The sequence below is a fragment of the Lutibacter sp. A80 genome (genome assembly GCF_022429645.1).
In the GTDB taxonomy this organism is placed as follows: domain Bacteria; phylum Bacteroidota; class Bacteroidia; order Flavobacteriales; family Flavobacteriaceae; genus Lutibacter.
Map to the genome: position 1 here is coordinate 165906 of NZ_CP092480.1, position 14965 is coordinate 180870.

Here is a 14965-nt window from a genome sequence, read left to right on the forward strand (position 1 = left end):
AATGAAAGATCAACTAAAACCTAAAAACAGCTCGTTGTATTTTGCGTTTTCAGTTCTAATTATTTCAATTGGATTTATTTTAACAATGTTTTATAGACCTTATGTTTATAAGAATAAAATAAATGATTTTGGGTTTGCAGATACTATAGGAAGCTTGGTTTCAGTAGTTGGTTTTTGTTTTTTTATTTGGAGTTTTAAAGCATATTCTAATAAAGAAAAAAATAGACAAATAATTTTAGCAACAATAATTTATGCTTTTGTTTGGGAACTTTTTGGATATTTAAACATCTATGGAACTTTCGATTTTAAAGATATAATAGCAGGTGTAATAAGCGGAATAATAACTTTTATTTTAAAGGAATTAATTGATAGTAAAAATAAAATTTAAAGTTTTAAAAGCAATCAAATTAAAAATTTAAAGAATAGTATCTTTAAAATAAATTATTTCAATAATTTAGTGCTTCGTTATTAACGGTAACAAAAATCTACAATTTAAGTATTGATTATTATGAAAATAATTTGCATCGGAAGAAATTATGCCAAGCATATTGAAGAACTTCAAAGTGAAAAACCTGAAGAACCAGTAATATTTTTAAAACCAGATTCAGCAATTTTAGCAAAAAATCAACCTTTTTTTATTCCACCTTTTTCAAATGATTTACATTATGAAGTAGAGGTTTTAGTAAAAATAAATAAAGTTGGTAAATATATTGAAGAAAAATTTGCACCTAAATATTATGATGAAATAGGTTTGGGAATTGATTTTACAGCAAGAGATTTACAAAATAAGTTAAAAGCTAAAGGGTTGCCTTGGGAAAAATGTAAAGGTTTTGATGGAAGTGCTGTTATTGGTACTTTTTTTCCAAAAGAAAATTTAGGAGATTTGTCTAATTTAGAATTTACGTTGTCTAAAAATAATGAATTAGTACAAGACGGAAATACCAATGCTATGCTTTGGAAAATAGACGAATTAATAGCCTATGTTTCACAATTTTTCACATTAAAAAAAGGAGATGTTATTTTTACAGGTACACCTGCCGGTGTAGGTAAAGTTGTTGAAAATGATATTTTAGTTGGAACAATAGCGGGTAATAAAGCTTTGTCGGTAAAAATAAAATAAATTTTACTTTAAGTTGTTCTAAAGAAAATATGCCATAGATTTTATTAATAAAAAAGAAATATAGTAGCTAAAGAGTATTAAGAAGTTAGAAGGTGAATAGGATAGGTCCTTTGTATTCTTCAGCTTCTTTTCTGTGATTTTTCATAATATCGTACCCATAATGCGTTTTAACGAGGTCTTTAAAGTTGTATTGTAACCTTGGAAAATTTCTCAATAATTTATTGAAACTACTATTTTTAGAGTTACTCATAAAATAGTATAAAATCTCTGTATAAGCTCTTGTGAGGGTATAGTTAAATTTATTGCTTTTTAAAGCATTGATATAATAATTTTCTTTTATTCTACAATTTTTAACAATAGCAGTTTCTATTCCATATTTTTCAATTAAAATATAAGACATTCTCAATAGAACTTCATGTGTAAAATAAGAAGGACTTAAAGTACAATTTTCAATTTGTTCAATAAGTTCATTGTCAGTTAATTCATCAGGTGCAATCATAGCTTTCTATATGTGGTATTAATTAATACGCTTTCTTTTATACTAAAGATGTTGTTTTTTATAAAAGGTTGCGTTAGAATTAGTACTTTTATCAAAATATTTTATTAGAAATGCAAGCAGAAATAATTACTATTGGAGATGAAATTTTAATCGGACAAATTTTAGATTCAAATTCAAAATGGATTGCTGAAGAATTAAATAAAATTGGGGTTTCAGTTTATCAAATAACTTCAATTCAAGATACAAAAGAACATATTTTAAAAGTTTTAAGCGAAGCACAATTAAATTCCGATATTGTTATATTAACAGGTGGCTTGGGGCCAACAAAAGACGATATTACAAAATTAACTTTAGCAGAATATTTTAACGATAAATTAGTGTTAAAAGAAGATATTGCTGAACAAATTAAAGAAATGTTTGCCAAAGTCAACTATCCCTTTACAAGTGTTAATAGAGATCAAGCCTTAGTGCCTTCAAAATGTATTCCTTTAAAAAATAATTGGGGAACTGCTCCTGGAATGTGGTTTCATTCAAATAATAAAGTTGTAATATCTCTACCAGGTGTTCCAAATGAAATGAAAGGATTGATGCGAGATGCAGTATTGCCAAAATTAATACAAACCTTTAAACTACCTTATATTTTGCATAAAACCATAATAACTTATGGAATGGGAGAGAGTATGGTAGCCGAACGTATTGAAGAATGGGAAGATAATTTACCTGCATTTATAAAATTGGCATATTTGCCAGCCTATGGAAAGTTAAGGTTGCGTTTAACGGCCAAAGGAGCTGAAAAAAAGATTTTAGAAACAAGTATGCGCTTAGAAGTTGAAAAACTTTTTAAATTAATACCTGATTTAATTGTGGGGGTAGAAGATTTACAAACAATTGAAGTGGCTATTGGGAAACTATTGAAAGATAAAAAACAAACTTTATCCGTCGCAGAAAGTTGTACTGGAGGCGCAATTTCTAAAATGTTAACAACAATTCCAGGTGCATCAAGTTATTTTTTAGGTGCTGTTGTTGCATATCAAGCAGCTGTTAAAATTTCAGAATTAAATGTGGACAAAGCTCTGATTGAGCGTTTTTCTGTTGTAAGTTCAGAAGTTGCAGAAGCAATGGCAATTGGAACTCAACAAAAATTTAAATCGGATTATGCAATAGCAACTACAGGAAATGCTGGGCCTACAGCCGATTTAACAGATAAAACTGTTGGGACAGTTTTTATTGCAATAGCAACACCAACTACAGTTTTTTCAAAAGAATATTTTTTTGGAAAACCTAGAGAAAAGGTGATAGAAAGGGCTTCAAACAAAGCCTTAGAGTTACTCAGAAAAGAAATTTTAAAAAACTAGTGAAATAAGTTTGTGTATTTAGATTTAAAAAATTAATTTTGCATCTCGTTTTGAGAATACAAAAAAAAAGTACAGAGATATGTCAAGAGTTTGTGAACTTACTGGAAAAAAAGCAATGGTTGGAAACAATGTTTCTCACGCATTGAATAGAACAAAAAGAAAATTCGACGCTAATTTAATTAAAAAGCGTTTTTATATTCCTGAAGAGGATAAATGGGTTACTTTAAAAGTATCTACATCTGCTTTAAAGAATATTAATAAAAAAGGAATCTCTGCGGTTATAAAAGAAGCAAGAGAAAAAGGTTTTTTAAAAAAATAATAAGTAATGGCAAAGACTAAAGGAAACAGAATTCAGGTGATTTTAGAATGTACTGAGCACAAAGCTTCAGGGCAAGCGGGTACTTCTAGATATATTACTACCAAGAATAAAAAGAATACTCCTGATAGAATGGAAATTAAAAAGTACAATCCTATCTTGAAGAAAATGACTGTTCATAAAGAAATTAAATAATTAGAGGTTTTTATTTAAAAACTTCAAATAACACTTAATAAGACCATGGCAAAGAAATCAGTAGCATCGTTACAAACAGGATCAAAAAGATTAAGTAAAGCTATAAAAATGGTAAAATCACCTAAAACAGGTGCTTATACTTTTGTAGAAGCTATTATGGATCCAGCAAACGTAAAAGACTTTTTGAGCAAAAAATAATTTTTTGTTTTTAAAATATTTTAAAGCTACTTTCAATCTATTGAGGGTAGCTTTTCTTTTTTTATATTTGTAAAACAAATTTGTAGAAAATGAGTTTATTTAAAAGAATATTTTCAAAAGAAAAAAAAGAAACTTTAGACAAAGGTCTAGAGAAAACAAAAACATCTTTTTTTTCGAAGCTGTCCAAAGCAGTTGCAGGTAAAACTAAAGTTGATGATGATGTATTAGATAACCTGGAAGAAGTGCTAGTATCTTCAGATGTTGGAGTTGAAACTACACTTAAAGTTATTGATAGAATTGAAGCTAGAGTAGCCAAAGACAAATATTTGGGTACCGACGAGTTAAATAAAATTCTAAGGGAAGAAATAGCTGGCTTGCTATCAGAAACCAATGTTGGTAACGAAACAGATTTTACAATTCCATCAACCAAAAAACCATATGTAATTATGGTTGTAGGTGTTAATGGCGTTGGAAAAACTACCACAATAGGTAAATTAGCTTCACAATTTAAAAAGGCTGGAAAAAGCGTTGTTTTAGGTGCTGCAGATACTTTTAGAGCTGCTGCAATAGATCAATTACAAGTTTGGGCCGATAGAGTAAATATTCCAATTGTGCGACAAGAAATGGGAAGTGATCCAGCTTCTGTGGCTTATGATACCTTAAAGTCTGCCGTTTCTCAAAATGCAGATGTTGTTATTATAGATACCGCTGGAAGATTGCATAATAAGGTGAACTTAATGAATGAGTTGACCAAAATAAAACGTGTAATGCAAAAGGTGGTGGAAGATGCGCCTCACGAAGTATTATTGGTTTTAGATGGTTCAACAGGTCAAAATGCTTTTGAACAAGCTAAACAGTTTACATTAGCAACCGAAGTAACATCGTTAGCTGTTACAAAATTAGATGGCACTGCAAAAGGTGGTGTTGTTATTGGAATTTCAGATCAATTTAAAATTCCCGTAAAATATATTGGTGTTGGTGAGGGAATTGACGACTTGCAAGTTTTTAATAAAATTGAATTTGTAGATTCTTTCTTTAAATAAAATACTATAAATAAAATAGTTAAAACCTCTTTTTTAAAAGAGGTTTTTTTTATTTTTATAACTTCTGTAAAATCAAATTAAATGAAAAAGCTATTATTTTTAGTTACATTACTTATTTTAGTTGTAGCCTGTAACCACAAAAAAGAATCTGTTGTTTTCACAAAATATGATGAAACTACTGAAATATTAGCACAACAAAAGCACCAAATTGAAAGAATGCGGTTTAAGCTAATTCAATCTAAATATTTAGATATGAATAAAGTTTTTAAACCATTTGAAGAAGATTTAGCGGGTTTTACAGAAAAAGATTATCAAAATTTATTGCCATTTATTTTAGAAAAAGATATTCCTACTATACAAGAGTTTGTAAACAATAGAATTTTATCTTATGAAAGGATTGTATTGTTTTATTTGTATAGAATCCGTAAATATGAGAGTAGTCATAATTTAGCCTTAAATAGCATTATAGCTTTAAACCCAACTATTGTTGAACAAGCTCGTGAAAAAGATAGAAATCGACCTATAAATTTAAAAAATACAGTATATGGTTTACCAATACTTTTAAAAGATAATATTAATACCATTGGAATGCCTACTACAGCAGGAGCTTTTGTTTTAAGTGAAAATAAAGAAACAGATGATGCCTTTATTGTAAAAAAACTAAAAGAAAATGGAGCTTTAATTTTAGGAAAAACGAATTTAAGTGAATGGGCTTACTTTTTTTGTAGCGGTTGCCCTGTTGGTTATAGTGCCGTTGGTGGACAAACACTGAATCCATATGGTAGAAAAATATTTGAATCTGGAGGCTCAAGCTCTGGAAGTGGTGTAGCAGTAGCAGCGAATTTTGCAATAGCTGCAGTTGGTACTGAAACCTCAGGGTCTATTTTATCTCCTGCTAGCCAAAATGCTGTTGTGGGATTAAAGCCAACAATTGGCTTAGTAAGCAGAACAGGTATTGTACCAATTTCAAGTACTTTAGATACACCAGGCCCAATGGCTAAGAGTTTAGTTGATACTGCTATTTTATTAAATGCTATGTTGGGAGAAGATGTTGAAGATTCAGTTACAATAGGAAACAATACACAAGTTAGTTATATAGATTCGTTAAGTAGTTCCTCTTTAAGAGGAAAAAGAATAGGCGTTATAAAAGAACTTTTAACAGATTCAATTTATAAGAGCGCTGTACAAATTATTAAAAAAAGAGGAGGAGCAGAGCTTATAGAATTTGAGCAACCTAAAATTGGTCTGAATGGTTTTTTAACTTTGCTTAATATTGATATGAAGTATGATTTGCCAAATTATTTAAAAAATTATGCAGATACAGCTATTCAAATTTCAACTATTGAAGACGTTATTAAGTTTAATTTGTTAGATTCCATACAGCGTTCACCATATGGGCAAGAATTATTTGAAGGAATTTTAAATGATACAACTTCAAATAAAGCATTTGAGCTGGTTAAACAAAATTTGCATACAAAAGGAATTGAGTTTTTTAAAACGCCAATGGATACACATAATTTAGATATAATTTTATCTATAAATAATTACCACGCTGGTTATGCTGCTGTTGCAAAATTTCCTTGTTTAACTGTCCCAATGGGTTTTAAAAAAACAGGGGAACCCATTAGTTTAACGTTTATTGCTAAACCTTTTCAAGAAAATAAGTTATTAAATTTAGGATATGCTTTTGAAAAATTAACCAAGGCTAGAAAGCTTCCAGAAGATTATAAATAGTTTTTAGTCGATAATTAAATTCAGTTTTTCCCAAAGTTCATTATCAAAATTTGAAAGTGCAAAATTTGTTGCATCTGCACTTTCTCCCATTCTAATAATTACTAATTTTTTACTGGGTGAAACGTAAATTTTTTGGTCGTTTTTACCTAAAGCAGCATATAAATCATTTGGAGCATTAGGAATTAATGCTCCCTGAAACTCAAATTGAGATTGCGGTAAGTGGTAATTAGATTTTCCATTTAACCACCATAAATATCCGTATGCATTATTTATATTTTGTGAAGTACTTATTGAATTATTAAAAAAATCGGCATTTATAATTTCTGTAGTATCCCAAGTTCCTTTATTAAATGCTAATAAACCAAATCTAGCCATACTTCTTGCCGTACTATAAAAAACACTAAAATCTCCAGTTTGTAACCATATTCCTGTCATTCCAATTTTATCTCTCAAATTTGTATTAAAAAATGTTGAAAATGGTTGTTTTGCCGTTGCTTCAATAACATCTTGTAATTTTACATATACATTATGATATGCCCACCTTGTTCCTGCATCAGCTTTATACTGTAAATTTATTGAATTTACTGCATCGCCTAAATCATCATCTAAACCAGATGTCATAGTTAATAAATGCTTACAAGTAATTAAATTTTCTTTAACTGTTGATGCACTTGTCCAACCGTTTCCTAAATAATCTGAAACCTTAGTATTTATATTTAATAAACCTTTTTCTTGAGCAATACCTGTAGTTACTGATGTTAAGGTTTTTCCAGCACTTGCCCAGTACCAGGGTTTAGATTCAGAATGATTGTTAAAATACTGTTCAATAGCAATTCTACCATTGTATAACACAATAAAACTTTTAGTGTTTTTAGCTTCTAAATAAGTTAACAATTCTTCAATTTTATGTTCATCCCAATTTAATTCAGAAGGTGCAATTGTTTCCCAATCATCTCCTGCTAATGTTGGAAAATATAGCGATTTTGTTGTTAAGGTTAAGTCTTCATTTTGCGAACAAGAAAATAAACTGATGAATAGAAGTATTGGGAACTGGTATTTTTTCATAAATAAAAAGTTAAAAATTTAGGTATTTATTTTTAGACTCAACTCAATTAAAAAGGTTTACTTACTTTTGCAAAAAATAAAATACAAAATTGTGCGTACTAAATCAAAAAAAGAAAATAAAATTAACGTAGTTACTTTAGGTTGTTCTAAAAACGTATACGATAGTGAAGTGTTAATGGGGCAGCTAAAAGCAAATAATAAAGACGTTGTATATGAAGATGAAAATGATGAAGGAAACATAGTTGTTATAAATACCTGTGGTTTTATTGGAGATGCTAAAGAAGAGTCTGTAAACACGATTCTACATTATGTAAATAAAAAAGAATTAGGTGAAGTAGATAGAGTTTATGTTTCAGGTTGTTTAAGTGAACGTTACAAGCCGGATTTACAAAAAGAAATTCCGGATGTTGATGAATATTTTGGTACACACGATTTACCTAATTTATTAAAGGTTTTAGATGCAGATTATAAACACGAATTGGTTGGGGAACGTTTAACTACAACACCTACACATTATGCATATTTAAAAATAGCTGAAGGATGCGATAGACCTTGTTCTTTTTGTGCCATTCCATTAATGAGAGGAAAGCACGTTTCAACACCTATAGAAGATCTAGTAGTTGAAGCAACAAAATTGGCCAAAAAAGGAATTAAAGAACTTATTTTAATAGCTCAAGATTTAACCTATTACGGATTAGATATTTATAAAAAAAGAGCCTTGGCCGATTTATTAAAAGAATTGGTGAAAATTGATGGTATTGAGTGGATTCGTTTGCATTATGCATTTCCAACTGGATTTCCACTAGATGTTTTAGAAGTGATCCATAACGAGCCTAAAGTTTGTAATTATTTAGACATTCCATTACAGCACATAAATGATGACATTTTAAAGTCGATGCGTAGAGGAACTTCACACGAAAAAACTACAAATTTACTTGCTGAATTCAGAAAATCTGTGCCTAATATGGCTATTAGAACCACTTTAATTGTTGGGTATCCAGGTGAAACTGAAGCAGCTTTTCAAGAATTAAAAGATTGGGTACAAGCAATGCGTTTTGAACGTTTAGGAGCTTTTGCATATTCTCACGAAGAAAATACACACGCAGCGAACTTGGTAGATGATGTTCCTGAAGATGTAAAACAACAACGTGTTAATGAAATAATGGAACTTCAAAGTCAGATTTCTTTTGATTTAAATCAAGAAAAATTAGGTAAGACTTTTAAGGTGATTATTGATAGAAAAGATGGAAACGTATTTGTTGGTAGAACAGAATTTGATTCGCCTGATGTTGATAATGAAGTGCTAATTGATGCTACTAAATATTATGTGCAAGTTGGTAAGTTTGCTCAAATTAAAATTACTTCTGCTACAGAATTTGACTTGTATGGAGAGCCTGTAAATTAATTTTAAATTATTGAATAAAATATTAAATTAATTAAAAGTCTAAAAACTTAATTAACAGATATTAATTAAGTTTTTAATAAAAAATGGACTGTTTTTAGGCGCAATTTCAGCTGTTTAAATTTCTTTTTTTTTGATGAAAATCAATAATGCGAATTATTCGCAATTATTTATTGTCTTTTCATAAAATAAATTATATTTGTAAAAAATATTAATGCGACACGTTTGCATTTAAGTATTTTCAACAAATTTAAAGTATTATTTTATAAAAGAAACAAATGAAAACTAACAACAACAATACTATTGACCTTATTGCACTTTCAAGTTCTTTAATTTGTGCAGTACACTGTGCTGCAATACCTGTAGTGCTTTCATTCTCATCTCTATCTAGTTTGCATTTTTTAGAAAATCCTTATATAGAATTAACATTTATAAGTTTAGGTCTTGTATTTGTTATTACTTCTCTTTGGCCAAGTTATAAAAAAGTTCATTTCCAAGTAAAACCATTGTTATATGCAGGGTTAGGGTTTGTTTTTATTGCTTTGGGTAGACTTGATTTTACAGAATTATGGGAGGTAGTTAATACTGTTATAGGCGCTTCTATAGTTGCTTTTGCCCATTATTTAAATTGGAAATTAATGAAGTGTAAAAAAAATCATACTCATTAAATTTATTTTAATTAGTCCTTTTAATGAAACCAAGTTGTATAAGAAATAGTATTGCATACCTTTTTCTTGCCCTTTTTCTTTCAATGAAATTATTAGGACTGCATAGCTTAACTCATGATAATGATAAAGAACATGCAGCGCATTGTGATATTTGTGAGCAAGCTATTATACACAATTCAATACCTGTACTAAGCACTGTTTTACAAAGTTTTGAAATTCAAAATATTGAACTTATTACTAAGTCAGAACTAATAAATAATTATAAATTTATTAGTTCTAGCGGTATTTATCTAGATAAACTCTTATCCAGACCTCCTCCTTTTTTTACTTAAATCTTTAGCATTCTTATATAGATTTATAAGTTTTATAAATTTAAAAATTAGAAATAATGGGTGATTTTAAATCACTGACTATGTACTAATTCGTTATTAAATTTAGAGATTTTAATCTATAGTAAAAGATTAAAAACAAATAACAGCCATTTCTTTACTAAAAAAAGAGTTGGTTGATTTTTAACATTAAAAAAATACCAAAAGAATTTTTAATATCAATATATGAAGAAATTACCTGTAACTGTTTTAAGTGGGTTTTTAGGAGCTGGAAAAACCACATTATTAAATCATATACTACATAATAAAGAAGGCTTGAAAGTAGCTGTGATAGTAAATGATATGAGTGAAGTTAATATTGACGCTCAATTTATTGAGAATGAAAATACACTCTCAAGAACCGAAGAATCACTTGTTGAAATGTCTAACGGATGTATTTGTTGTACGCTAAGAGAAGACTTAATGATAGAAGTTGAAAAACTGGCAGCACAAAATAAATTCGATTATTTACTTATAGAAAGTACTGGTATAAGTGAACCTATTCCAGTAGCACAAACTTTTTCTTTTGAAAGTGAAGATGGTACTATAGATTTAAGTCGTTTTAGTTATATAGACACTATGGTAACTGTTGTTGATGCTTTTAATTTTTTAAAAGATTTTTCCAGTGCCGATTACCTAGCAACCAGAGCTCTTACAGATATTGAAGGTGATGATAGAACCATAGTTAACTTATTAACAGATCAAATTGAATTTGCAAATGTTATTATTATCAATAAAATAGATTTGGTTGAGGAAGAACAATTGAATGCACTTAAAAGTATTATTCATAAATTAAATCCAGAAGCACAAATCTACCTCACTAATAAATCAAATATTAAATTAGATACAGTAATTAATACCGGTTTATTTAATTATGAAAAAGCAGAAGCTTCAGCTGGTTGGATAAAAGAATTGGAAAACGAGCACACGCCAGAAACTGAAGAATACGGTATTGGCTCTCTTGTTTTTAAGAGTCGTATACCATTTCATCCAGGCCGTTTTTTAAATTATTTAAACACCGATTTTCCTCAAAATATTATAAGAAGTAAAGGCTTATTTTGGTTAGCCTCAAGATCTAAACAGGCTTTAATTTGGAGTTCTGCAGGAGGTTCTTGCAAAGCTGATTCAGCAGGAGTTTGGTGGGCATCTATGCCTTTTTCAGACCGTATAGATTATGCAGCGTTTAATGAAAATAAAGTTGAAATTGAAAGTAATTGGGATGCTTTGTATGGAGATAGAAAAATTGAACTGGTTTTTATTGGTCAATATTTAGACAAAGAAGAGCTAATAGCTCAACTCGAATCTTGCTTACTTACAGAAGAAGAAATTACATTATGGAAAAACAACTTGTTTCCTCAACAAGATGAATGGCCAATAATAAAATAAAATATAACTAAAAAAATATCAAATGATTAAAACAGAAAAATTAACCAAGAAATACGGGAATTTTACAGCCTTAAATGAACTCACTTTACATGTGAATCCTGGAGAAATATATTGCCTTTTAGGTGCTAATGGTGCAGGTAAGTCTACAACTATAAACTTGTTGCTAGGTTTTATTAAACCAACTTCAGGAGCAGCTTTTATAAATGGAAAAAGTGTAGATAATAAAGCTATAGAAACCAAAAAAGACATTGCATATATTCCAGAAAATTTAATGTTATATCCAACCTTAAGTGCAATGGAAAACTTGGATTATTTTTCTGGAATTGGTGGGCAAAAATTAAAAAAACAAGAATTAGAATCTCTGTTAATTAAATCTGGATTGCAAAAAGAAGCTTTTTATAAGCGTACTCAAACATTTTCTAAAGGTATGCGACAAAAAGTAGGTATTGCAATAGCGCTTGCAAAAGGAGCGAAAGCACTTCTTTTAGATGAACCTACATCTGGTCTAGATCCAAAAGCTAGTAATGAGTTTGGACTATTATTAGAGACATTAAAAGAAAACAATGTTGCTATTTTAATGGCTACACACGACCTTTTTAGAGCTAAAGAAATAGCGACAAACATAGGAATTATGAAAAATGGAAAATTATTGCAGCAATTTATTTCGCAAGACATTTCCTTATCTGAATTAGAGCAAGCTTATCTTAAAACTATGGACTATAAAGAACTGTAAGCATGATAAAAAAAACGATAATAAAAGAATTGAAAGAATTCTTTAGAGATGGGCGTATTAAAATTTCAGCACTAATTGTATTGTTGTTATTAAGTACTTCTGTTTGGATAAGTTATAACCAATATAAAAATTCTTCAGAAGAAGTAGCAACTGCAAAATTAGAAGAACGTGCTATTTGGGAAAATCAAGGAGATAAAAATCCGCACTCAGCGGCACATTATGGAACTTATGTATTTAAACCTAAACATCCGCTTTCTCTTTTAGATCAAGGGGTTGATAAATATGTTGGTACCTCAATATTTTTAACAGCACATAACCGTAATGAAGCAGCCTATAGTAAGGTTGCAGATCAAACAGGTTTAGCTCGTTTTGGTGTGCTTTCACCAGATTTTGTTCTACTTTTTATTATTCCTCTACTTATAATTCTTATAGGGTATAATAGTATTACTAAAGAAAGAGACATGGGAACTATGTCCTTGTTAAAGAGTCAAGGTATTTCATTTTGGAAGATAATTTTAGGAAAATGGCTAGCAATTTTTATTCCCATATTAGGAATTACAACATTATTATTTGCTATTGCAGGGGTGTTGCTTTCATCTATAAAAGGGTATACTACATTTAGTTGGGCATCTTTAGCTACATTATACATTGTGTATTTAAGTTATTATGCCATTTTTATTAATATTGTACTTTTTGTTTCTCAACTGGTTAAAAAATCGGGTGTTTCTCTTGTAGTATTATTAGGAATATGGATTGTTTCTTGTTTAGCAGCTCCTAAAGCTGCAAGTAATTTTGCAGGGTCTAAATACCCATACCCAACACGTCAAGAGTTTGCTTCAACTATTTCAAAAGCTAAAAAAGAAGGTTTAGATGGACATAATCCTTGGAATGAAGAAGCTAAACAATTAGAAAAAGATGTTTTAGCTGAATATGGTGTGGATAGTTTGCATCAACTTCCATTTAATTTTTCTGCTTACCGTATGCAAAAAGGAGAAGAATATCAAGCTTCTATTTATAAAAGTAATTATGCGGAGTTAAAAAAACTTTTCGAAAAACAGACAGCAACGTATAATACGTTGTCTATAATTTCTCCATTTCTTCCTGCCCGTTTTTTATCAATGGGAATTGCAAGAACGGATTATCATTCGCATTGGAGTTTTACGGATGCTTCTGAAGCATACCGAATTGCAACTCAAAAATTTTTGAATGACAATTTAGCAACCAATACTAAATATGGAGAGCGAGGTTATTTGGCCAATGAAGAAACATGGAAAAAGTTGCCAAAATTTAGCTATGCACCTCAAGAGTTATCAGCTGTTTTAAAACAACAAAAATTAAGTGTTATAGCATTATTGGTTTGGTTCTTTTTTACCGCAGTTCTACTATTCATCTTTAAACCTAAAAACTAAAAAAATCATATGTTATACTATAATTTTAAATACGAGTTAAAAATACTCTTACGCAGTTGGTGGATACAATTAATAAGTATTCTTTTATTGGTGTTGTTTGTATTTGCTGCTTTTAACGGTCAAAGTAAAATTGATAAAAGAATAGAAAACATTTCTGAAGCAAGAGCATCTGTAAAAATTTCTGATACAAAAATGCTATCTCTGTTAGATTCTATTGAAAATGGCATGTCTGTTAATGTTTCGCGTTGGCAAAATCCAACCAGTCCAATTGCAATTGGAAATTATTACCCAAGAGTTGCAGCTATGGATCCTATTGATATGGGTTTTTTAGCAGTAGGTCAAAGTGATATTTTTACACATTATGTAATGCCAACAGTATCTGGAGATGATTTTGCACTTAATTTTACTGAAATGACAAGCCCAATACAATTACTTTTTGGGAGTTTTGATTTAATGTTTGTGGTACTTTATTTACTTCCTCTTATTATAATAGCATTTTCGTATAATGTTTTATCCGAGGAAAAAGAACGCGGAACTTTACGATTATTAGCATCGCAACCTATCTCTATTAGAAAGTGGGTATTGCAAAAGTTAGCACTTAGATTATTTTGGATGACCTTAATAATTATAGTTGTTTCTGCAATTGTATTTAGTCTATTTGCAACCGTATCTATAGCTAATTTTTTATCCTTTTTAGTATTGGTTTTTTGTTATATGTTATTTTGGTTTAGTTTGGCTTTTGCTATTAATGTAAGTATTGCTAATTCAGCAAAAAATGCCTTATCATTATTGGGATTATGGATAGTTTTTGTATTGCTTATTCCTTCTGTTATCAGTCAATCTGGAGATGTGTTTTACCCAATTCCATCAAGAACAAAGTTGATTAGTGAAATGCGAGAACATAAAGCAGAAGCAACCAAAAAACAAGATCAGATACTTGATAATTTTTTAAGAGATCATCCTGAATATGCAATTAATGATAGTACCCAGTCAAGATCGTTTTGGCATGGTTATATTGCTTCTCAAAAAATAATTAAAGAAGAATTACAACCATTATTATCTAGTTATGAGGATAAATTAGAAAAGCAACAAGCTTGGGTGGCAAAATTTCAATGGATTTCTCCAATAATTGTAACACAACGTGCTTTAGGAAGTATGGCAGGAACTACAAAACAAGATTATGTAGATTTTCAAAGTCAAGTATATCAATTTGCAGAAGAGTGGAGGAATTATTTTATTCCTTTATTGTATAATAATCAAACGTTTAAAAAACGTATGTATAACGAGTTGCCAACATTTAATTATAAACCAAATACAAATAATTATTTGTTTTCTGCGATTATAAGTTTATTATTAATTTCCTTTGCAATTACATTCCTTAGTTTATTGAATTATAATAGTAGATCTGAACAAAAAGGTGTTGGATATTAACTCAGTATTATAAGGTGCGCAGCAATAAAAATAATATAATTAT

General features: G+C 29.5%; 17 protein-coding genes. 15 read left to right on the top strand and 2 right to left on the bottom strand.

Annotated elements, in window-relative coordinates; all coding sequences use genetic code 11:
• Position 1: 1 nt before the first annotated feature.
• A complete protein-coding gene (locus MHL31_RS00725; RefSeq protein WP_240227178.1) occupies positions 2–388 on the top strand; it encodes a hypothetical protein in 387 nt (128 codons plus the stop codon).
• A gap of 120 nt (positions 389–508) precedes the next feature.
• Positions 509–1120 (top strand): fumarylacetoacetate hydrolase family protein, encoded by a 612-nt coding sequence (locus MHL31_RS00730; RefSeq protein ID WP_240227179.1) that lies wholly within the window; start codon positions 509–511, stop codon positions 1118–1120.
• 85 nt (positions 1121–1205) lie between these two features.
• On the opposite strand, the gene MHL31_RS00735 is transcribed toward MHL31_RS00730, so the two are convergent.
• Positions 1206–1619 (bottom strand): hypothetical protein, encoded by a 414-nt coding sequence (locus MHL31_RS00735; protein WP_240227180.1) that lies wholly within the window; start codon positions 1617–1619, stop codon positions 1206–1208.
• Positions 1620–1729: 110 nt separating this feature from the next.
• Here MHL31_RS00735 and MHL31_RS00740 point away from each other — a divergent pair, with 110 nt between their 5' ends.
• From MHL31_RS00740 to MHL31_RS00765, 6 genes are all read left to right on the top strand, one after another.
• The gene (locus tag MHL31_RS00740) at positions 1730–2974 is read left to right on the top strand and encodes a competence/damage-inducible protein A (RefSeq protein ID WP_240227181.1); all 1245 of its coding nucleotides are present in this window, start codon (positions 1730–1732) and stop codon (positions 2972–2974) included.
• Between the two features lie 79 nt (positions 2975–3053).
• Entirely contained in the window at positions 3054–3293 is a 240-nt protein-coding gene (rpmB, locus tag MHL31_RS00745) for a 50S ribosomal protein L28 (protein WP_115882113.1), read from the top strand.
• 6 nt (positions 3294–3299) lie between these two features.
• Positions 3300–3485 (top strand): 50S ribosomal protein L33, encoded by a 186-nt coding sequence (gene rpmG, locus MHL31_RS00750; protein ID WP_240227182.1) that lies wholly within the window; start codon positions 3300–3302, stop codon positions 3483–3485.
• A gap of 45 nt (positions 3486–3530) precedes the next feature.
• Positions 3531–3683, top strand: a complete 153-nt coding sequence (locus MHL31_RS00755; RefSeq protein ID WP_240227183.1) for a DUF4295 domain-containing protein — start codon at positions 3531–3533, stop codon at positions 3681–3683.
• 89 nt (positions 3684–3772) lie between these two features.
• Positions 3773–4726, top strand: a complete 954-nt coding sequence (ftsY, locus tag MHL31_RS00760) for a signal recognition particle-docking protein FtsY (RefSeq protein ID WP_240227184.1) — start codon at positions 3773–3775, stop codon at positions 4724–4726.
• 81 nt (positions 4727–4807) lie between these two features.
• Positions 4808–6460: an amidase family protein gene (locus MHL31_RS00765; protein ID WP_240227185.1), complete on the top strand. Its 1653-nt coding sequence runs from the start codon at positions 4808–4810 to the stop codon at positions 6458–6460.
• A 3-nt stretch (positions 6461–6463) separates the two neighbouring features.
• Here MHL31_RS00765 and MHL31_RS00770 read toward each other — a convergent pair whose 3' ends face one another.
• A complete protein-coding gene (locus MHL31_RS00770; protein ID WP_240227186.1) occupies positions 6464–7525 on the bottom strand; it encodes a serine hydrolase in 1062 nt (353 codons plus the stop codon).
• A gap of 91 nt (positions 7526–7616) precedes the next feature.
• On the opposite strand from MHL31_RS00770, the gene rimO reads away from it, so the two are divergent.
• The 7 genes from rimO (at position 7617) to MHL31_RS00805 (ending at position 14922) form a co-directional block, all read left to right on the top strand.
• Positions 7617–8930, top strand: a complete 1314-nt coding sequence (gene rimO, locus MHL31_RS00775; protein WP_240227187.1) for a 30S ribosomal protein S12 methylthiotransferase RimO — start codon at positions 7617–7619, stop codon at positions 8928–8930.
• Between the two features lie 275 nt (positions 8931–9205).
• Entirely contained in the window at positions 9206–9595 is a 390-nt protein-coding gene (locus MHL31_RS00780; protein WP_240227188.1) for a MerC domain-containing protein, read from the top strand.
• A gap of 83 nt (positions 9596–9678) precedes the next feature.
• Positions 9679–9927, top strand: a complete 249-nt coding sequence (locus MHL31_RS00785) for a hypothetical protein (RefSeq protein ID WP_240227189.1) — start codon at positions 9679–9681, stop codon at positions 9925–9927.
• 222 nt (positions 9928–10149) lie between these two features.
• Positions 10150–11349, top strand: coding sequence for a GTP-binding protein (locus MHL31_RS00790; RefSeq protein ID WP_240227190.1), 1200 nt, complete (start codon positions 10150–10152; stop codon positions 11347–11349).
• Between the two features lie 22 nt (positions 11350–11371).
• Complete coding sequence (locus MHL31_RS00795; protein ID WP_240227191.1) at positions 11372–12082, top strand: ABC transporter ATP-binding protein; 711 nt, start codon at positions 11372–11374, stop codon at positions 12080–12082.
• Positions 12083–12084: 2 nt separating this feature from the next.
• Positions 12085–13491, top strand: a complete 1407-nt coding sequence (locus MHL31_RS00800) for a DUF3526 domain-containing protein (protein ID WP_240227192.1) — start codon at positions 12085–12087, stop codon at positions 13489–13491.
• A 9-nt stretch (positions 13492–13500) separates the two neighbouring features.
• Complete coding sequence (locus tag MHL31_RS00805) at positions 13501–14922, top strand: DUF3526 domain-containing protein (RefSeq protein WP_240227193.1); 1422 nt, start codon at positions 13501–13503, stop codon at positions 14920–14922.
• Positions 14923–14965 lie beyond the last annotated feature (43 nt).

Coding starts and splice junctions, on each gene's coding strand:
- MHL31_RS00770 (WP_240227186.1), bottom strand. CDS start 7,525: ATGAAAAAATACCAGTTCCCAATACTTCTATTCATCAGTTTATTTTCT.
- MHL31_RS00725 (WP_240227178.1), top strand. CDS start 2: ATGAAAGATCAACTAAAACCTAAAAACAGCTCGTTGTATTTTGCGTTT.
- MHL31_RS00795 (WP_240227191.1), top strand. CDS start 11,372: ATGATTAAAACAGAAAAATTAACCAAGAAATACGGGAATTTTACAGCC.
- MHL31_RS00785 (WP_240227189.1), top strand. CDS start 9,679: ATGAAATTATTAGGACTGCATAGCTTAACTCATGATAATGATAAAGAA.
- MHL31_RS00800 (WP_240227192.1), top strand. CDS start 12,085: ATGATAAAAAAAACGATAATAAAAGAATTGAAAGAATTCTTTAGAGAT.
- ftsY (WP_240227184.1), top strand. CDS start 3,773: ATGAGTTTATTTAAAAGAATATTTTCAAAAGAAAAAAAAGAAACTTTA.
- rpmB (WP_115882113.1), top strand. CDS start 3,054: ATGTCAAGAGTTTGTGAACTTACTGGAAAAAAAGCAATGGTTGGAAAC.
- MHL31_RS00730 (WP_240227179.1), top strand. CDS start 509: ATGAAAATAATTTGCATCGGAAGAAATTATGCCAAGCATATTGAAGAA.
- MHL31_RS00780 (WP_240227188.1), top strand. CDS start 9,206: ATGAAAACTAACAACAACAATACTATTGACCTTATTGCACTTTCAAGT.
- MHL31_RS00765 (WP_240227185.1), top strand. CDS start 4,808: ATGAAAAAGCTATTATTTTTAGTTACATTACTTATTTTAGTTGTAGCC.
- MHL31_RS00755 (WP_240227183.1), top strand. CDS start 3,531: ATGGCAAAGAAATCAGTAGCATCGTTACAAACAGGATCAAAAAGATTA.
- MHL31_RS00790 (WP_240227190.1), top strand. CDS start 10,150: ATGAAGAAATTACCTGTAACTGTTTTAAGTGGGTTTTTAGGAGCTGGA.
- rpmG (WP_240227182.1), top strand. CDS start 3,300: ATGGCAAAGACTAAAGGAAACAGAATTCAGGTGATTTTAGAATGTACT.
- MHL31_RS00740 (WP_240227181.1), top strand. CDS start 1,730: ATGCAAGCAGAAATAATTACTATTGGAGATGAAATTTTAATCGGACAA.
- MHL31_RS00805 (WP_240227193.1), top strand. CDS start 13,501: ATGTTATACTATAATTTTAAATACGAGTTAAAAATACTCTTACGCAGT.
- MHL31_RS00735 (WP_240227180.1), bottom strand. CDS start 1,619: ATGATTGCACCTGATGAATTAACTGACAATGAACTTATTGAACAAATT.